The sequence below is a fragment of the Thermomonospora catenispora genome (assembly GCF_006363815.1).
In the GTDB taxonomy this organism is placed as follows: Bacteria; Actinomycetota; Actinomycetes; order Streptosporangiales; family Streptosporangiaceae; genus Thermomonospora; species Thermomonospora catenispora.
Genome location: NZ_RRYT01000010.1, coordinates 42,809 through 60,997, shown reverse-complemented (window position 1 = coordinate 60,997; position 18,189 = coordinate 42,809). Strand labels below are relative to the sequence as shown.

Sequence of the window (18,189 nt, the reverse complement as noted above, 5' to 3'; positions counted from 1 at the left end):
CTGCCCAGGCCCTCTGCCGGTAAACGTCCGCGCCGAGGTTTCAGTCCGCCGCCGGGGCCAGCGCCCGCACCGCCTCGGCGTGGGACATGCCGCCGGTGTCGACCAGGGCGACGATCGGGGTGGTCAGGCCGGCGTCGACGTACTGGCGGATCCGCTCCCGGCAGGCCTCCGGGGAGCCGTGCACGATCAGATCGTCGACGACCTCGTCCGGGATGGCCGCCAGCGCGGCCTTGCGGTCGCCGGCCGCCCAGGCGTCGTTCATCGGCTTGAGCGCATCGCCCCGGCCGAGCCACTCGTGGAACGCCCGGTAGACCGGGACGGTCATGTAGGCGGCGATCATCCACCGGCCGATGGCGCGGGCCTGCTCGGCGTCCTCGGTGGGGCACACGAACAGCCGGGCCAGCAGCTCGATCTCCTCTCCGACGACGCCGCGGACGGTGCGGACGTCCTCGGGGGACAGCCAGTTGGTGATCGCCCCGTCGGCCTCCTTGGCGGCCAGCCGCAGCATGCCCGGACGCAGCGCGGCCAGCACGATCGACGGCGTCTGCTCGGGCGGCCGCTCCAGCCGGAAGCCCTTGACGCCCAGCGCCTCGTCGGTGACCTTCTCCCCGGTCAGCGCCTTGCGCAGGAACCGCAGGGTGTCGCGGGCCCGGGCGTACGGCTCGGTGAACGGGATGCCGTTCCAGCGTTCGACGATGGTGGCCGAGGAGGTGCCGATGCCCAGCACGAACCGTCCGGGGGCCAGCTCGGCGAGGGTGGCGGCCTGCTGGGCGAGCAGCGCCGGGCCGCGGGTGTAGACCGGCACGATCGCGGTGCCCAGCCGCAGCCCCGGCGCCCACTGGGAGGTCAGGGCCAGCGGGGTGAACGCGTCGTGGCCGTTGGTCTCGGCGGACCAGACGTCGGTGTAGCCCAGGTCGGGCAGGGAGGCGACGATCTCGCGGTGCTCGGGCAGCGGCACCTTGGCCATCGGGACGGTCAGTCCCCAGCGTGCGGTCATGCTCGGGTCCCCTTTCAGGCGATCGACGGGCGGACGATGGAGCCGCCGTCCACGACGATGGTCTGTCCCGTCATCCAGGAGGCGGTCTCGCCGGCCAGGAAGACCACCGCCTTGGCGATGTCCTCCGGCTCGCCGATCCGGCCGAGCGGCAGGGACTTGCTGATCCGCTCCTCGTGGGGCTCCCACAGTGCGCGGGCCAGGTGGGTCTTGACCAGGCCGGGGGCGATGCCGTTCACCCGCACCTTGGGGGCCAGCTCGACCGCGAACTGCCGGGTCAGGTGGATCACGGCGGCCTTGGTGGCGTTGTAGTAGCCGATCCCGCCCTCGGTGACCATGCCGCCGACGCTGGCGATGTTGACGATCGCGCCGCCCCGCTCGGCCATCGACTTCTTCCAGGCCAGCGAGGTCCACTGCACGATGGCGAACTGGTTGACCTCGACGGTCTTGGCGGCGCGGGCCGCGTCCAGGTCCACCAGCGGCCCGTAGTAGGGGTTGGTGCCGGCGTTGTTGACCAGCACGTCGATGCCGCCGAACTCGGCGATCGCCGCGTCCATGCAGGCGGCGGCCTGCTCGGCGTCGCCCACGTGGGCGGCCTTGGCCAGCACCCCGACTTCGGGGTGGGCCTTCCGCAGCTCGGCGGCGACCTCGTCCAGCGCCTCCTGCTTGCGCGAGGAGATCACCACGTTGGCGCCCTCGGCGGCCAGCGCGAACGCGGTGGCCTTGCCGATGCCGCGTGAGGCGCCGGTGATGAGCGCGGTCTTGCCCTGCAGTCCGGTCCGCATGCGCCCTCCTGGGGGGGATCAAGTACCCGAATCACATTCAGAGTAGTAGGTGACCGACCGGTTAGTTTGTGCCACCCCTCCCCGTCCCGTGGCAAGGGCGCGCCCGGCGGCGCCCGGATCGGCGCAGGAGGACGCGGGTCCGAGGCGCTCCCGGCACCAGGGGCGCCGGCACGAGGATCGTCGCCGATCCCGGCGCGAGGGGCGTCGCTCAGGCTTCCGGCCCCGGAGGCCGTCGATCTCGCCACGGCGGTCCGGAACGCCCGCCTCCCGGGAGGCGATCGGTCGGGCCCGCCGCGCCGGCGCGGCCGCGGGCGGCGAGGGAGGAGCACATCCGCGCGATCGGCCCGCCCCGCGGGCGCTCGCCGAGGCGGATCCGCCTCGCGCCGGGGCCCTCGCCCGCGGCGCCGGCGCACGCCGCGGCGGCTCAACGGGGACGTTCCGGGGGAGGGCTCCCGGGCTCGCCGACCGCGTCCGGCACGGCGGCGTTCATCTCGCGCACCCAGGACGTCAGGAACTCCAGCTGCTCGTCGCTCAGCCCGGCGAGCCGGTCCCCGACGACGCGGTCCACCGGCTCCCAGCAGGCGGAGAACCGGGCGAGGGCGTCGGGGCGGGGCCGCACGAGCACCCGGCGCCGATCCCGCGGATCACGGGTCCGCTCGACGTACCCGGCCCGCTCCAGACGATCGATGACCGCGGTGATCGCGCCGCCGGTGGTGACGCCCATCCGGCGGGCGAGCCGCCCCGGCGTCTGCGGGCCGTCGAGCGCGAGCAGGCTCAGGCACTGGGCGTCGGTCGCGTTCAGCCCGGCCCGGGCCGCGGCGGTCTGGTGCACCAGCACCGCGAGCGCGATGCCGCGCCGTATCTGCCGCCGAAGCTCCTCGGCGAGCCGCCCCCCTTGCACATCTGCCAGCCTACGACCGTCGGCGCGAGCGTCGATGAAAACCTCGTTGAGCCCGGCCGCGGCCCCGGCCATCGCCGACGGTGAAGGGCTAGGCGTGCCGACGGGCGACCTGCGCGGCCCACCGGTAGTCCGCCTTGCCGGCCGGGGAGCGCTTCATCTCCTCCACGAAGGCGTAGACCCTGGGGACCTTGTAGCCGGACAGGTGCCTGCGGCAGTGGGCGTCCAGCTCCTGCGTCGACGGCGTCCGCCCGCCGGGTTGGACCACGGCGGCGACGCGGCTGCCCCAGCGCCGGTCGGGGACGCCGGTGACGACCGCGTCGTAGACGTCCGGGTGCCCTTTGAGGACGGCCTCGACCTCCTCGGGGAAGACCTTCTCGCCGCCGGTGTTGATGACCTGCGAGCCGCGGCCGTACACGGCGATGGTGCCGTCGGCCTCCACGGTGGCCAGGTCGCCGGTCAGCAGCCATCGCCTGCCGTCGATCTCGGGGAAGGTGCGGGCGGTCTTGACCGGGTCGTTGTAATAGCCGCTGGCGATGTAGCCGGACCGGGCGATCTGGCCGATGACGCCGGAGCCGGGCTCGACGGGACGCAGCGACTCGTCCAGGACGGTGACGTTCTCGGTGTCGGGGGCGAACCTCAGGCCCTTCTCCGGGCTGGACCCGGCGACCGCCTCGGCGGTGGAGCCGGACTCGGTGGAGCCGAACCGGTCCAGGATCATCGCGTCGGGCAGCAGACCGGCCAGCCGCTCCCGGACGGCGCCGGTGAGGATCGCCCCGGTGGAGACGATCGCATACAGCGACGAGACGTCATAGGAGCCGGCGCTCAGCTCGTCGGCGAGCGGGACGGCCATGGCGTCGCCGGTGATGGTCATGGAGTTGACCTTCTCGCGTCCGACGGTCCGCCAGATCTCGGCGGGGTCGAACGTGCGGACGTACACCAGCGTGGCGCCCATCCACCAGGAGATCCAGGTGGCCATCTGGGCGGCGCCGTGCATCAGCGGGGCGACCGGCATCATCACCAGCGGGCCGTTGCCGGCGGCCTGGGCGACGACGTCCTCGGGCCGGGCCGGGCGCGGCGCGTGGGGGTGCCAGAAGGCGTGGAGCATCTGCTCCATCTCCCACATCACGCCCTTGGGCGTGCCCGTGGTCCCGCCGGTGTAGATGATGTAGAGGTCCCTGCCCGACCGCGGCGGGAAGTCCCGGACGGCCGGCTGCGCGCGCAGCGCCTCCTCGTACCCGACCGCGCCCGGGACGGCCGAGTCCCCGCCCACCGCGATGAAGTGCCGCAGCTTCGGGGCCCGCGCCGCGGCGGCGGCCACCCGGTCGTCGAACTCGGTGTCGTAGATCAGCGCCACGCTGTCGGAGTCGGTGTAGAGATAGGTCAGCTCCCTCTCCACGTACCGGTAGTTGACGTTGACCGGGACGGCCCGGATCTTCAGGACGGCCAGCAGCGCGGTGACGTACTCCAGCCCGTTGTAGAGCTGCATGGCCACGTGCTGCCCCGGCCGCACCCCCGCGGAGCGCAGATGGTGCGCCAGCCGGTTGGCCTCCGCGTCCAGCTCGGCGTAGGTGACCCTGCGATCACCGCACACCGCGGCGACGCGCTCCCCGATCGCGTCCGCGAGCCCCTCGAACACGTCCGCGTAGTTGAACTCCATCACCGGCGACCTCCGGCGGTAGTGGGGGGTGGGGTTTCGGGGGTGGGTTCCTCGGGGTCGAAGGAGTCGGTCGCGGGCGGAACGAGTCCCGGTCCGCCGGGTCAGGGCTTGTCGGAGCCGACGATCCACATGGCGAAGAACTGGGCGCCGCCGCCGTAGGCGTGGCCGAGGGCCGTGCGGGCGCCGTCCACCTGGTGCTCGCCGGCCATCCCGCGCACCTGCAGCGCCGCCTCGGCGAACCGGATCATCCCGGAGGCGCCGATGGGGTTGGACGACAGCACGCCGCCCGAGGGGTTCCAGGGGATGTCGCCGTCGAGGGCGGTCGCCCCTGCCTCGGTCAGCTTCCAGCCCTCGCCCTCGCCGCAGAAGCCCAGGTTCTCCAGCCACATCGGCTCGTACCAGGAGAACGGCACGTACACCTCGGCGCAGTCCAGCTCGCGCCGGGGGTCGGTGATGCCGGCCTGCCGGTACACCTCGGCCGCCGCGTCCCGGCCGGCCCGCGGGTTCACGGTGTCCCGGCCGGCGAAGAACAGCGGCTCCGAGCGCATCGCGGCGCCCAGCACCCAGGCCGGCGGGTTGGGGGCCCGGCGGGCGGCCCGCTCCGAGGCCAGCACCATCGCGCAGGCCCCGTCCGAGGACGGGCAGGTCTCCAGGTAGCGGATCGGCTCCCACAGCATCGGGGTGGACTCGACCATCTCGCGGGAGATGCCGGGGATCTTCAGATGGGCGTAGGGGTTCTTCAGCGCGTTCAGCCGGTCCTTGACCGCCACGAGCGTGCCGATGTGGGTGGGGGCCCCGGAGCGGGCGATGTAGGCGCGGATGTGCGGGGCGAAGTAGCCGCCCGCGCCCACCACCAGCGAGGTGTTGTGCGGGCTCTCCACGGTGAGCGCCCAGGTGGCGTTGGATTCGGACTGCTTCTCCCACGCCACGGTCAGCACCCGCTCGTGCCGGCCGCTGTGGATCAGCCCGGCCGCCACGATCGCCGTGGAGCCGCCCACCGATCCGGCGGTGTGCACCCGCAGCAGCGGCTTGCCCCGGGCGCCCAGCGCGTCGGCCAGGTAGGCCTCGGGCATCATCACGCCCTCGAACAGGTCGGGGGCCTTGCCGACCACCACGGCGTCGATGTCGCCCCAGTCCAGGCCGGCGTCCTGGAGCGCCCGCCACGCCGCCTCCCGCACCAGCCCGGCCATCGACACGTCCAGCCGCCGGGTGCGGTACTCGGTCTGTCCCACGCCGATGACGGCGCACGGCTCACCCACGGGGCTCTCCTTCCATGACGCAGACCAGGTTCTGCTGCAGGCACGGGCCGGCGGAGGCGTGGCCGAGGACCTTGTCGGCCGTGCCGTCGTGGATGCGGGCGGCGGCCTCGCCGATCCGGACCAGCCCGGCCGCCATGACCGTGTTGGCGGTCATCGCCCCGCCGGAGGGGTTGACCGTCACCTCCTCGCCCAGCCCGAGGGCCTCGCGCAGGATCAGCTCCTCGTGGGTGAACTGGGCGTGCAGCTCGGCGATCTCGACGCCGCGGGCGCCGGCCCGCTCGCCCGCCAGACGGGCGGAGTCGCTGCGGCTCAGGTCCCGCGCGCCCAGGCCGTGGGCGTCGACGCGATGGTCGATCCCGGTGATCCAGGCGGGGCGCTCGCACAGCTCCCGGGCCTTGTCGCCGGCCGCCAGCACGATCGCCGCCGCCCCGTCGGTGAGGGGGGCGACGTCGTAGGGGCGCAGCGGCGCGACCTCGTAGTCCTCCCCGGGGTCGGGGTCGTCCAGGTGGAGCGCGTACGGGTTGTTCCGCCCCGCCGCCCGCGACCGGGCGGCCACGGCGCGCAGGTCCTCCTCCGTGGCGCCGGTGCGCTCCAGGTGGGCGCGGGCCTGCAGGGCGGCCAGCGACACCTGGTCGGGTCCCAGCGGCGCCAGGTAGTAGGGGTCGAGCTGCTGGGTCGCGACCTCGCGGAAATCGCTCTGGGAGGGCTTGCCGAACCCGTACACCAGGGCGGTGTCGATCTCCTCGTGCAGCAGCCTGACGTAGGCCTCCTGGAGCGCCCAGGCGGCGTCCGTCTCCACGTGGCTCTCGCAGATCGGCGGCCATGCGCCCACCGCGTCCAGCGCCGACACGAACGAGAAGGGGGTGCCGACCAGGTAGTCGCACGAGCCCGAGCAGGTGAATCCGAACCGGTCCACCCCGGTCCGTTCCTTGACCTCGGCGATGACGGGCGCGAGCATCTCGACCTCGCTGAGCCCGTCCTCCCGCTCCTTGTGGGGCGTCTGGGCGAAGGCGACCACCGCGATGTCCCGGCTCATAGGTAGTCCTTGATCCGCTCGAACGGGACGTCGGGCTCGTCGAGGGGCTCGAACCACTTGATGTTGTCCATCGTCCGGCCCCACTCCCGACGGGGTCTCCAGGCCGCCCGGACCCGCATGCCCATCCGGACCCGGTCGGCGGGGACGCCGGCGACCAGCGCGAGCATCGTCATGCCGGCGCCGTCCAGCAGCACGTACGCCGACACGAACGGCACCTCGGGGGCGCGCGGGTCGGGGATGTTGTTGACCGCGAAGGTGGTGACGGTGCCGGTGTGGGGCAGCTCCACCTCCTCGACGGTGGGCACGCCGTCCCTGGGGCACAGGCCCCGCATCGGCACGATGACCTGCTCGCACACCGGGCAGCGGTCGCCGAGGATCCTCCCTTGGGAGATGCCCTCCAGGAAGCGGTCCTGGGCCCGGCCGGGCCGCAGCCGGTACTCCAGCCGGGTCGGCGCGGTGATCACGGCGACCTCGGGCAGGAAGCATTCGATGTCACCGATGTGGCCGCGGCGTTCGGCCCGCCAGCGGGGGCGGACCCGCATCCCGGTCGTGAGGGTCTTGGGCGGCTTCGCGCCCAGCTCGTGCACGCCCATGTCGAGGGCGTGCAGCAGCGCGGTGTCGGCGCCGTCCGGTTTGATCAGCGCCCAGGCGAACGGGCGGTCCAGCGGGTGGCCATGGCGCGGGCGGGGCACCCACGACCAGCTCTGCACGGTGCCGGCCGGACCGACCTCGACCCACTCGTCGGTCACCGCGGCCCCGGTGTCGGGGTCGTACTCGGTGGGGGGGACCAGCACCCGCCCGCTCGCGGTGCGCACCCCCATCAGGCGGCCGTCGCGCAGTTCGCTGAGGAAGCGCCCGATGACCGGCCCGACCGAGCGGGTGTAGCCGCCGGGGAACTCCAGGACGTGGTTGGGACTAGATGGCAACGTCGCGGTCCTTCCAGTACGGGTCCCGCAGCTTGCGCTTGAGCAGCTTTCCGTTGGGCTCGCGCGGCATCCGGTCGATGAAGTCGATGGACCTCGGCCACTTCATCCGGGCCAGCCGGCCCTCCAGCGAGGCGAGGATCTCCTCGGCCAGCTCCGGCCCGGGCCGCACGCCCTCGGCGGGCTCGACCACGGCCTTGATCTGCTCGCCCCACTCCTCGTCGGGGATCCCGAAGACCGCCACGTCGGCGACCTTGGGATGGGTGAGGATCTCGTTCTCGATCTCGGCGGGGTAGATGTTGACCCCGCCGGAGATGATCATGTCGGCCTTGCGGTCGGACAGGAACAGGAAGCCGTCCTCGGTCAGGTAGCCGACGTCCCCGACCGTGAAGAAGTCCCGCAGCCGGCTCCGCTCGGTCTTGGCCTTGTCGCCCTTGTACTCGAACTGGGCGCCGGCCATCTTCATGTAGATCGTGCCGGGGGTGCCGGGCGGGACCTCGTTGCCCTCGTCGTCCACGATCAGCAGTTCGCTGATCGGCCAGGGCTTGCCGACCGTTCCGGGGTGGGCGCGCCAGTCCTGGGGGGAGGCGATGGTGCCGCCGCCCTCGGTGGCCGCGTAGTACTCCCAGATGCAGTCGCCCCACCAGTCGAGCATCTGCCGCTTGAGCGGGACGGGGCAGGGCGCGGCGGCGTGGATCGCCCACTTCATCGAGGACACGTCGTAGCGGTCGCGGACCTCCTGGGGCAGCGACAGCAGCCTCTTGAAGTGCGTGGGGACCATGTGGGTGCTGGTCACCCGGTGCTTCTCGATCAGCCGCAGCGCCTCCTCGGCGTCCCATTTGTCCATGTAGATGAGCGTGTGGCCCATCTGCAGCGCCGTTCCGCCGAACTGGCTGACGGCGGTGTGGTAGGAGGGCGAGGTGACCAGGTGCGCCTGCGGCTCTCCCCCGGCCGGGCGGCCCGGCGGGATGCCGAACAGGCCCAGCAGGAACGACAGCAGCTCGCCGTTGTCGTCGGGGTCGATGCCGGGCAGCGGACGCCGCACCCCTTTGGGACGGCCGGTGGTCCCGGAGGTGTAGTGCATGGTGGCGCCGGCGGTGCGGTCGGCGGGAGGCTCCTCCGGCCGCCCGTCCGTCAGCTCCTCGACCGGCCGGAAGCCGTCGACCTTGCCGAACGCGAAGCGGCGGGCGGGGTCGAGACCGGCCTCGTCGGCCCCGCGGACGCCCTCGGCGGCGTAGCGCTCGTGGACGAAGAACGCCTTGGCCTCCGCGTCGGCCACGATGTAGCCGATCTCGGGGCCGGTCAGATGCCAGTTGATCGGCGTGTAGTACCACCCGGCCTGCAACGCCGCCAGGTAGAGCAGCAGCCCGTCGGCGCCGTTCGGAACGAGCCCGCAGATGCCGTCGCCGGGGCGCAGCCCCAGCTCCCGCAGCCCGTGCACCAGCCGATTGCTGCGGGCCAGCAGCTCGCCGGCGGTGTGCTCGGTGCCGTCGGGGTCCACGGCCGCGATCCACTGCGGGTCTTGTCGAGCCAGCCGCCAAAAGCCCAACGATCCCATCGGCCCACTCCATGCGTCGAGGTCCGAGAACCAAAGTAGATCACGTTCTCGTTTTGTTCGACAAGACCTGTTAGTAAGCGGATCTCATACGTAGAATCCGTTCTTGTTTTGACCTCTCGGGTGAGGAGTCGCCGATGGCTGAACGGCTGCCGATCAGCACCGGGCACTGCACGGTCGAGCGCGACGGCCACGTGGTGATCGTGACCATGAACCGGCCGGAGGCCCGCAACGCGCTGAGCTCGGCCATGCTGGTGGGGATGGCGGACGCGTTCGCCTACATCAGCCGGACCCCCGACGTCCGCGTGGGCATCCTCACCGGGGCCGAGGGCCACTTCTGCGCCGGCGCCGACCTCAAGGCGATGAGCGCCCCGCCCGACGACGAACGCGTCAGGCGGCGCATGGCGGAGATCCCGAACTTCCACTGGAAGGGCCTGCTGCGGGAGAGCGTCCCGACCAAGCCCCTCATCTGCGCCGTGGAGGGCTATGCCGTCGCCGGCGGAACGGAGCTGCTGCTCGGCACCGACCTGCGCGTGGTCGCCGAGAGCGCCGTCCTGGGGCTGTACGAGGCCAAGCGCGGGCTGTACCCCATGGGCGGCTCGGTGGTCCGCCTCCCCCGGCAGATCGGCCACGCCGCCGCCATGGAGATCCTGCTGACCGCCCGCCCGGTGACCGCCCGGGAGGCGCTGGCGATGGGCCTGGTCAACAAGGTCGTCCCCGACGGCCGGGCGCTCGCCGCCGCCCGCGAACTGGCCGATCGGATCGCCGCCAACGCCCCGCTGTCGGTCCAGGCCATCCTCCGCGCCCACCGCGAGACCTGGCATCTGCCCGAGGAGGAGGCGCTGAAGGTCTCCGACGAGATCGGCTGGCCGGTCTTCGACTCCAAGGACGCCGCGGAGGGCACCCGGGCCTTCCGGGAGAAGCGCGACCCGGTCTTCACCGGCGAGTGACGCCGCCGGCGAGACCGCTCACCCCACGGTCCCGTAGACGGGGTCGCCCGCCGGGCGGTAGACGGCCACGATGACCCCCGTCCCGGTGGTCCGGGAGTCGACGAGCCGCAGCGCCGCCGTCTGCTCGGTGAAGAGCCGCCGCCCCGAGCCGAGCACCACCGGATGGATCCACAGCCGGTACTCGTCGATCAGGCCGTGGGACATCAGCGCCTGCGCCAGGCGCCCGCTGCCGTGCACCTGGAGCTCCCCGCCCGGCCGGTCCTTGAGCCGCCGCACCTGGGCGATGGGGTCGGTGTCGATCAGCGTGGAGTTCTCCCAGGTCAACTCTTTGAGCGTGGTGGACACCACGTACTTGGGGCGGGTGTTGAGGGCGGCGGCGATCAGGTCGTCCTCGTCGGCCACCGTCGGCCAGTAGTCGGCGAAGATCTCATACGTCCTCCGCCCCAGCAGGAACGCCTCGGCGGCCTGGAGCCACTCCTCCTTGATCCGCACCAGTTCCCGGTCGACGTAGGGCGCCTGCCACCCGCCGTGGCCGAATCCGCCCTCGCGGTCCTCCTGGGGCGCTCCCGGCGCCTGCATCACGCCGTCGAGCGTGAGGAACGCGTCCAGTACCAGCCGCATGGTCGCCCCCTCCCGACGCCTCGTCAGGCCCGACGGTATTCCCCGGTTCCGACGGAATCCCCGGGCCACGGGCCCGGAAACGCCTCGGGCCCGGAACCCGCGACGGGTCCCGGGCCCGCGTCGGCGCGCCCCTCGAGCCGTGGACGCGGCTCAAGGGGGATCAGGAGGGGTAGTTCGGGTTGTTGGAGTAGGGGATCTCGATGCTGATCGGGAACTTCGCGCCGGACAGGACGATCAGCACCGCCAGCCGGAGGATCTCGTCGAAGGTCCAGTAGAACTTCGACAGGGCCCCCGGCGCCCTCTCCAAGGAGAGCAGACCCTCGCGGACGGCGACGAAGGGCTCCCACAGGGTCTCGAACACCCAGTCCCACAGCGGCTCCCGGGGGATCTTCAGCCAGTCGGCGATCTGGTCCCCGAGCACATAGCGGGTGAGCGCGCTCAGGACGGGCCGGGTGACGTACTTGAGCGGGCCGTCCGGAACGATCGTGGCGATGTTGAGCAGGATGTCGGCCAGCTTGATGCCCTCGGGGGTGGGCCCCAGGATCGGGTCCAGGACCTGCTCGGCCTGGGCCTCGGCCTGCTCCCAGGAGACGGGGATGTACTCGTCCTTGATCCCGAGCATGTGCGCGGCCACCTGCCAGGAGTGCAGGAAGGCCTCGGACTCCTCGTCCGGGATCGGGACCTTCCACGTCCTCAGCTGCCGCATGACGGTCGTGGGCAGGCTGTGCCAGGTGACCATCATGTCCGCCTGGCTGATCGGGATCTCCTCGTCGGCGACCTTGGTCCAATGCGCGGACTGCGGCAGCAGGTGGCGCACGCCCGCGTGGGCCAGCCGCGTCTTGACGCAGGTCACGATCATCTCGCCGTGCGGCTCGTAGGCGTGCTCGGTGCCGATGTCGTAGCCGAGCTTGGCGGTCTTGGTGATGCGGTCCCGCATGTCCGAGCCGCCCCAGGAGTAGTAGACCGCCCGCGCCTCCCTGGGGATGACCGTGCTCATCATCCCGCTGGCGAAGCCGTAGGTCACGCCCAGGTAGAGCCCGCGCTTCTCGTTGAAGTGAAAGGCGGTGGCGAGCTTGTCCTCATCGGCCCACGAGGGCATCTGACGAGCGTGCTCGATGAAGTCCCGCAGGTCCGACGGCAGTCCGTCCGGCAGCCTCTGACCGTTCTTGGTCCACTGCCGCAGCAGCTCGTTGACCTTGTGGACCTGCCCGCTCTCGATGATCGAGGCGACGATCGGGTCGGCCTCCTCGTCCCACACTCCGCGCGGGTCGGCGCCGGTGCCCGAGCCCGCGACCGAGCCCTTGGGCGACCACGTCCACTGCGGCTTCGCCTGAGCGGGCGTCGCGATGCCGAGCGCGCCGGCCGCGCCCAGCGCGCCGCCCGCCATCAGCACGTTGCGTCTGCTGGGGGTGTTCATGCCTGCGTTCCTCCTCGGGGCGAGAGCATCGTCCTGATACGGTGAAACGCGAACTGCTTCTGCGTATCATCGACGACATGTCCAATAAGAACACACCGTGACGCTCCCCACAAGCCCCGGTTCGGACGGAGGCCGGCTGAGGGTGAGGCAGAATCAGTCGACCCAGGAGAAGCCCATGGAACCCGCACTGGCCGCCCTCATGACGACCTCAGAACCGCAGTCCCTGCTGGAACGCGCCTACATCGACGCCGTCGAACAGGTCGAGGACACCGACGAGATCAGCGCGCGCGTGCTCGACGCCGCCTACGAGCAGTTCTGCCGGATGGGCATCCAGCGATCGACCATGGAGGACGTGGCCCGCCGGGCGGGGGTCTCGCGGATCACGGTCTACCGCCGCTTCGCCACCAAGACCGCGCTGGTCGAGCAGGTGGTGCGCCGGGAGTTCCGCAAGTACTTCGACCAGTTCCTCGTCGACATCCGGCAGGCGGAGACCGCCGCCGATCGGGTGGTGCTGGGCTTTGTGAGCTCGCTGCGCGCCATCCGGAACAACCCGCTGATCGGCGGCCTGATGGAGACGGAACCGGACCTGCTGGTGCCCTCCATGATCAACGACGGCGGCCGGACCGTCGCCGTGGTGCGGCAGTTCGTGGCCGATCAGCTCCGCCGCGAGCAGCGCGCGGGCAACGTGTCCGAGGAGCTGGACGTCGACCTGGTGGCCGAGATGATGGTCCGGATCTCCGCCTCCTTCCTGGCGATCCCCAGCCGGCTGGTCGACCTCGACGACGAGGAGCAGCTGGCCGCCCTGGCCCGCCGCTTCCTCGTCCCCATGCTGGAACCCCCCGCCGCCGGCTCCTGACGTCGCCGGACGCGACCGCGCCCCGGCGCGGACGCGCGCCCTCTCTCCGGGGGCGGATCAGGCGCGGACCGACTGCGAACGGGCCGCCGCGGACCGACCGCGGACCGGCCGCGCCCGATGCGGCGGGGAGCGACGGGAAGGGGACGGGGAGGCGCTCCGCGGAGGGCGGACCCGCCGCGCGCGGGCGGGTCAGCCCTCGGTGATCTTGTTGAGGCGCTCGATGGCGTCCACGTACTCCTCGACCAGCTCGTAGACGACCTGGGCGGCGGGCTTGATCTGGTTCATGGAGCCGACGATCTGGCCGACCGGGAAGGTGACCAGCTCGCCGTCGCCGGAGCGATGGATGCGGCGCAGGGCGTCGGAGATGAGCATGAACTGCATCGGCATCGGCAGATAGCCGGGGGACCGCTCGCTCTCCCAGGCCTCGGTCCAGGCGGTGCGCAGCAGACGCGCGGGCTTGCCGGTCCACGAGCGGGAGCGGACGGTGTCGCGGGAGGTGGCCTTCAGCAGCTTCTCGCGGGCGATCTCGGGGGTGTCGGCCTCGTCCACGGTGAGCCAGATCGAGCCGGTCCACACCCCGTCCGCGCCCAGGGCCATGCCGGCCGCCATCTGACTGCCCCGGCCGATGCCGCCGGCGGCCAGGACCAGGGTGTCCCCGCCGACGGCGTCCACCACCTCGGGGATGAGCACCATGGTGGACACGTCCCCGGTGTGCCCGCCGGCCTCGGTGCCCTGCGCGACGATGATGTCCACTCCCACGGCGACCTGCTTGCGGGCGTGCCGGGCGTTGCTGGCCAGCCCGGCGACCTTGACTCCGCGCCGGTGCGCCTCCTCCACCACGTCGGCGGGCGGCGGGCCCAGCGCGCTGGCCAGCAGGGCGATGGGATGCCGCAGCGCGACCTCGACCTGCGGCCGGGCGGTGGCGTCGGTCCAGCCCAGCAGCACCCGGTCGGCGCCCTCGGCGGACGGCTCGACGCCGTGCTCGGCCAGCAGCTCCTCGACGAACCGCCGATGCCGCTCGGGGATCATGCTCTGCAGCCTGGTCAGCAGCTCCTCGGCGTCGCCGAGGTCGGCGCCCTCGTATGCGGCGGGCATGACGACGTCCACCCCATAGGGCTTGCCGCCGACGTGCTCGTCGATCCAGGCGAGCTCCATCTCCAGCTCCTCGGGGGTGAAGTACAGCGCCCCCAGGACGCCCATGCCGCCGGCGCGGCTGACCGCCGCGACCACGTCGCGGCAGTGGCTGAACGCGAAGATCGGGTACTCGATGCCGAAGAGTTCGGTTGCTCGTGTCCGCACGCCATGACTGTAAGCCGCCGACCCGGCAAACTGCAACAGGTTCTAGTTTTGCCTTTCAAAGCTCAACGGGGTCGGACGCATGGACGTAGAACAGGTACCAAAAAGATGCGCGCCCCGCCGATCCGGATCGGCGGGGCGCATGCCGTGCCCGCTGCGGAGCCCCGGCGGACGAGCGCGGGCGGGCCCTCACCCCGCCCCGGGCCGGCCTCCAGGGCGGGAGACGGTGCCGAACCGGCCGTCCGGTTTGCGGGTGATGCCCGGACGGGGCGGCGGCGCGGAGGCGACGTCGTCGTCGGCCGAGTCGCCGCCGCCTCGGGACAGCGGGATCCCCGCCCCCAGCAGGACGAGTCCCGACACCAGCCCCGCGGCGGGCAGGATCCGCTGCACCAGGTTCCGCCGGAAGGCGTACTCGTTCGACTCCTCGACGTTCCGCCGCTGGTCGCGGTCCATGGTGATCAGCCGGGCCCGGGCGATGACCATCGATCCGCGGCCGTCCCCGGTCTCCACGGTGCTGCTGACGTCCTGTTCGTGCTTGATCGGGATGCCGGTGCGCGGATCCACCCACACCCGGATGGTGGCGGCGAAGTAGCGGTCGACTTTGAACGTCCGCCGGTCCTGCCCCGCGATGCCGAGCATCCTCCCGGTCGGCCGCATGTCGACCGCGGCGACGCGGGTCTTGGGCACCTGCTGGACGAACCGGTACGTCCGCAGCCCGTGCACGGTCTCCTCAGCCTCGAACCGCATCGGCACGGTCCGCCGGGTGGTCATGTCGAAGAACGGATAGGTCCGCTTGTCCACGTTCCCCGGCGGGAACAGCAGTCCGTACCCCGACATCCGCACCGAGGTGTCCCCGCCGACATGGCTGCCGCAACAGTCGACCAGCCGGCCGCTGCGCCGGTCGAAGGCGATCCGGTACGTCTGGAACTCGATCTGCTTCTTGAGGTCCTTGTCGTAGATCTCGGTGATGGAGTCCCACACCGCGATGTCGTCGTCGCCCTGGTTGGCCCGGGTGTCGCCGCGCACCGTGTTGATCGCCCCCAGCGTCGCCCCGGTCCGCACCTTGCGGGTCAGCAGGTCGTAGTACTGCGCATCGCGCGCCTCCAGCTCCGTCGTCTGGTAGTGGTTCAGCGGGGCCCGCACCAGTCGCCCCGTCAGATAGAAGAACGACATCGGAGCCAGCGCGAGCAGGAAGGATCCCAGGGCGACCAGCACCAGGCCGAGCGATCGCCGCATGCGTGCCTCCTGGATTCACCGATGGGCGGGCCATGGTGCGCGAGGTCGACGGCCCGTCGCGGTCGGGGGGACGGGCGCCGCGCTCCGCCGGCCCATGGACGCCCGAAGCTGCCGTAACACTACAGGACGGGTCACGATTCGCTTATCACGACCAGTGACCGCCTAAGGGTAGGCTCCCGCCCCAAAGCGACGACCCAAGGTCATGAGGCGATGCTGCAGCCGCGCGAACGACACCGGGCCGATCTGGCCCGCACCCTCCGGTTGGCCAAGGCGTTCCGTCTGGAGCGCACCCGTCCCGAGTACTTCTATGAGCTGCTCGCCCGCGACACGGTGGCGCAGCTCGCCCGCTACGCCGACCTGTCCGGCGCCACGGCGCTCGACGTGGGCGCCGGCCCGGGGTTCTTCACCCGGGAGCTGCGACGCGCCGGAGCCCGCTGCGCGGGGGTCGACCTGGACCTGGCCGAGATCACCGCGCACGGTCCGCCGCCGGAGGGCTTCGTCGTCGGCAGCGCGCTGCACCTGCCGTTCGGCACGGGGGTCGTCGACGTCTGCTTCTCCTCCAACGTGCTGGAGCACGTCCCCTCCCCCTGGCGGATGGCCGAGGAGATGGTCCGCGTCACCCGGCCCGGCGGGCTGATCTATCTGGCGTTCACCAACTGGCTGTCACCGTGGGGCGGGCACGAGACCTCCCCCTGGCACTATCTGGGCGGGGAGCGTGCGGCGCGCCGCTACGAACGCCGGCACGGCCGCCCGCCCAAGAACCGGTACGGCCGCACCCTGCACAAGGTGTCCGTCGCCGACGCCCTCGCCTGGGCGCGGCGGAACCCGAAGGTGCGCGTGCTCGACGCACTGCCGCGGTACGCCCCCTCCTGGGCCAAGGGCATCGTGCGGATCCCCGCCGTCCGGGAGGTCCTGACCTGGAATCTGGCCCTGGTGCTGCGGAAGACCGCATGATGGCCGCTCCCCCCTCCCGTGCGTCGGTGCCGCAGATCTCCGGGCATCAGAACACCCTGGACGGAGTCCGCGCGGTGGCGGCGCTGGCGGTGCTGGTGTTCCACGTCGCCGCCGACGCGGGGACGATGGCCCGCCAGACGCCGGGCGGCTGGGTGTTCAACGCCGGGCAGGTCGGGGTGCCGGTGTTCTTCGTGCTGTCGGGCCTGCTGCTGTACCGGCCGTGGGCGCACGCCGCGCTGGGCGGGCGGAACGCCCCGGCCACCGGCCGCTATCTGGCCAAGCGGGCGGTGCGGATCCTGCCGGCGTACTGGGCGCTGGTGATCGTGGTGATGGCGGCGGCGTACCGGGAGCACCTGACGGATCCGGGCGCGTGGGCGAGGCTGCTGACGCTGACCCACCTGTACCTGCCGCAGGAGTGGTACACCTCCGCGCTCGGCCCCCGGGAGATCGGGCAGGCCTGGAGCCTGTCGGTGGAGGTCGCCTGGTATCTCCTGCTGCCTCCGACCGCATGGCTGCTGGCCCGGCTGTCGCGGGGCGGCGCGGACGTCGCCGCCCGGGCCCGCCGGCAGCTGTGGGGGCTGGCGGGGTACGCGCTGGCGACCCCGCTGCTGACCGGCCTGATGTTCGTCGACGGCCTCCCCTCGCAGACGGGGCTGTGGCCGATCCGGTACGCCGCATGGTTCGCGATCGGGATGGCGCTGGCGGTGGTGACGGTGTGGGCGCGGCTGGAGCCGGAGTCCTCCGCCGCCCGGTTCTGCCGGTCGGTGGCCGCCTCGTGGGGGGCGTGCTGGGCGGCGGCGGGCAGCCTGCTGGTGATCTGCGCGACGCCGATCACCGGTCCCACCTCGCTGAGCGAGTCGCCCGCGCCATGGACCTCGCAGCTGCACATGCTGCTGTACGCGGCGTGCGCGGCGTTCTTCGTGGCGCCGGTGGCGGTGGCGGCGGCCGGTCACGCGATGCTGGACGGGCTGCTGGGCAACGCGGCGATGCGGTGGCTGGGGAAGGTGTCCTACGGCGTCTTCCTGTGGCAGCTGCTGGTGATCCAGACCTGGTTCGACCTGACCGGCCGGCTGCACAACGGCAGCCTGCTCACCGATCTGCCGGTGCTGGCGGCGGCGTCGGTGCTGGCGGGGGCGGCGTGCTTCCACCTGGTGGAGCGGCCGGCGCAGCGGCTGTGGAACCGGTGGGCGGACGCCACCTCAGATCGCCGCGACGGGGCGGGCCGGGTGCGGCCGTCACCGGATCGGGCAGCCACAGCCCCGTCACCAGCCGAGCCGCGATGAGCAGCCCGATCAGCTGCGGCGCCACGTCGGCCAGCGCCCCGGTGGGGGCGGCCGGGTTGCCGGCGCCCCGCAGCGCCTGACCGAGCAGCCAGCAGCCGATGCCCGCCGCCATGAGCACGGCGACCGACCAGGGCGAGGCCAGGGCGCGGGCGACGGCGGTGTCGCGGATCGCCGCCCGCCGGAGCGCGCCCGCGAACAGCAGCGCGCCCGCCGCGCCCACCGCCAGGCCGGGCGCGCCCGCCGTCCACACGCCCAGCCCGGCGGCGACGACGCCGGCCAGGACGATGCTTCGGCGCCGGACACGCCGCGGCGGCGCCGGAGTCGGGGACCGCCGGCCGGGCCGCCGTCCGCCCGGCGTCGCGGCCCCGACGGTCAGCAGCAGCACCAGCCCGAGCCCGGTGAGCACGGCGAGCTTGTGGGCCCGGTCGGGCCGGTAGGTGAGGGTGACGGTGCCGCTGGTGCCGGC

At 72.4% G+C, this 18,189-nt stretch carries 16 protein-coding genes; 4 read left to right on the top strand and 12 right to left on the bottom strand.

Features of this window, described 5'->3' with window-relative positions; all coding sequences use genetic code 11:
* Window positions 1–40: 40 nt before the first annotated feature.
* The 8 genes from EIO00_RS10330 to EIO00_RS10295 all read right to left on the bottom strand — a co-directional run bounded on the left by EIO00_RS10330 (window position 41) and on the right by EIO00_RS10295 (window position 9,113).
* On the bottom strand, window positions 41–997 hold the full coding sequence (locus EIO00_RS10330) for an LLM class F420-dependent oxidoreductase (RefSeq protein ID WP_140177590.1): 957 nt from the start codon (window positions 995–997) through the stop codon (window positions 41–43).
* Window positions 998–1,011: 14 nt separating this feature from the next.
* Complete coding sequence (locus tag EIO00_RS10325; RefSeq protein ID WP_140177588.1) at window positions 1,012–1,779, bottom strand: SDR family oxidoreductase; 768 nt, start codon at window positions 1,777–1,779, stop codon at window positions 1,012–1,014.
* 424 nt (window positions 1,780–2,203) lie between these two features.
* Window positions 2,204–2,680, bottom strand: a complete 477-nt coding sequence (locus EIO00_RS10320) for a MarR family winged helix-turn-helix transcriptional regulator (RefSeq protein ID WP_206664101.1) — start codon at window positions 2,678–2,680, stop codon at window positions 2,204–2,206.
* A gap of 88 nt (window positions 2,681–2,768) precedes the next feature.
* Window positions 2,769–4,337, bottom strand: coding sequence for an acyl-CoA synthetase (locus EIO00_RS10315; protein WP_140177584.1), 1,569 nt, complete (start codon window positions 4,335–4,337; stop codon window positions 2,769–2,771).
* Window positions 4,338–4,438: 101 nt separating this feature from the next.
* Window positions 4,439–5,596, bottom strand: a complete 1,158-nt coding sequence (locus EIO00_RS10310; protein WP_140177582.1) for a thiolase domain-containing protein — start codon at window positions 5,594–5,596, stop codon at window positions 4,439–4,441.
* A complete protein-coding gene (locus tag EIO00_RS10305) occupies window positions 5,589–6,632 on the bottom strand; it encodes a thiolase domain-containing protein (RefSeq protein WP_140177580.1) in 1,044 nt (347 codons plus the stop codon). Before EIO00_RS10305 ends, EIO00_RS10310 begins: the two co-directional genes overlap by 8 nt.
* Window positions 6,629–7,558 (bottom strand): Zn-ribbon domain-containing OB-fold protein, encoded by a 930-nt coding sequence (locus EIO00_RS10300; protein ID WP_140177578.1) that lies wholly within the window; start codon window positions 7,556–7,558, stop codon window positions 6,629–6,631. Before EIO00_RS10300 ends, EIO00_RS10305 begins: the two co-directional genes overlap by 4 nt.
* Window positions 7,548–9,113: an acyl-CoA synthetase gene (locus tag EIO00_RS10295; RefSeq protein ID WP_140177576.1), complete on the bottom strand. Its 1,566-nt coding sequence runs from the start codon at window positions 9,111–9,113 to the stop codon at window positions 7,548–7,550. The genes EIO00_RS10300 and EIO00_RS10295 overlap by 11 nt, the downstream gene beginning before the upstream one ends.
* Before the next feature lie 134 nt (window positions 9,114–9,247).
* On the opposite strand from EIO00_RS10295, the gene EIO00_RS10290 reads away from it, so the two are divergent.
* Window positions 9,248–10,060, top strand: a complete 813-nt coding sequence (locus tag EIO00_RS10290; RefSeq protein WP_140177574.1) for a crotonase/enoyl-CoA hydratase family protein — start codon at window positions 9,248–9,250, stop codon at window positions 10,058–10,060.
* 18 nt (window positions 10,061–10,078) lie between these two features.
* Here EIO00_RS10290 and EIO00_RS10285 read toward each other — a convergent pair whose 3' ends face one another.
* Both EIO00_RS10285 and EIO00_RS10280 read right to left on the bottom strand, forming a co-directional pair.
* Window positions 10,079–10,681 (bottom strand): dihydrofolate reductase family protein, encoded by a 603-nt coding sequence (locus EIO00_RS10285; protein ID WP_140177572.1) that lies wholly within the window; start codon window positions 10,679–10,681, stop codon window positions 10,079–10,081.
* A gap of 160 nt (window positions 10,682–10,841) precedes the next feature.
* Window positions 10,842–12,098, bottom strand: a complete 1,257-nt coding sequence (locus tag EIO00_RS10280) for an oxygenase MpaB family protein (protein WP_140177571.1) — start codon at window positions 12,096–12,098, stop codon at window positions 10,842–10,844.
* Between the two features lie 175 nt (window positions 12,099–12,273).
* Between EIO00_RS10280 and EIO00_RS10275 the strand changes: the two genes are divergently transcribed.
* Complete coding sequence (locus EIO00_RS10275; RefSeq protein ID WP_140177569.1) at window positions 12,274–12,954, top strand: TetR/AcrR family transcriptional regulator; 681 nt, start codon at window positions 12,274–12,276, stop codon at window positions 12,952–12,954.
* Between the two features lie 189 nt (window positions 12,955–13,143).
* On the opposite strand, the gene EIO00_RS10270 is transcribed toward EIO00_RS10275, so the two are convergent.
* Together EIO00_RS10270 and pgfA are read right to left on the bottom strand one after the other, a co-directional pair.
* On the bottom strand, window positions 13,144–14,253 hold the full coding sequence (locus tag EIO00_RS10270; RefSeq protein WP_140177567.1) for an NAD(P)H-dependent flavin oxidoreductase: 1,110 nt from the start codon (window positions 14,251–14,253) through the stop codon (window positions 13,144–13,146).
* 186 nt (window positions 14,254–14,439) lie between these two features.
* Window positions 14,440–15,486, bottom strand: coding sequence for a cell envelope lipid trafficking protein PgfA (pgfA, locus tag EIO00_RS10265; RefSeq protein ID WP_140177565.1), 1,047 nt, complete (start codon window positions 15,484–15,486; stop codon window positions 14,440–14,442).
* A 210-nt stretch (window positions 15,487–15,696) separates the two neighbouring features.
* Here pgfA and EIO00_RS10260 point away from each other — a divergent pair, with 210 nt between their 5' ends.
* Together EIO00_RS10260 and EIO00_RS25160 are read left to right on the top strand one after the other, a co-directional pair.
* A complete protein-coding gene (locus EIO00_RS10260) occupies window positions 15,697–16,440 on the top strand; it encodes a class I SAM-dependent methyltransferase (protein ID WP_140177563.1) in 744 nt (247 codons plus the stop codon).
* A complete protein-coding gene (locus EIO00_RS25160; RefSeq protein ID WP_140177561.1) occupies window positions 16,437–17,723 on the top strand; it encodes an acyltransferase family protein in 1,287 nt (428 codons plus the stop codon). Before EIO00_RS10260 ends, EIO00_RS25160 begins: the two co-directional genes overlap by 4 nt.
* Window positions 17,724–18,189: the final 466 nt, after the last annotated feature.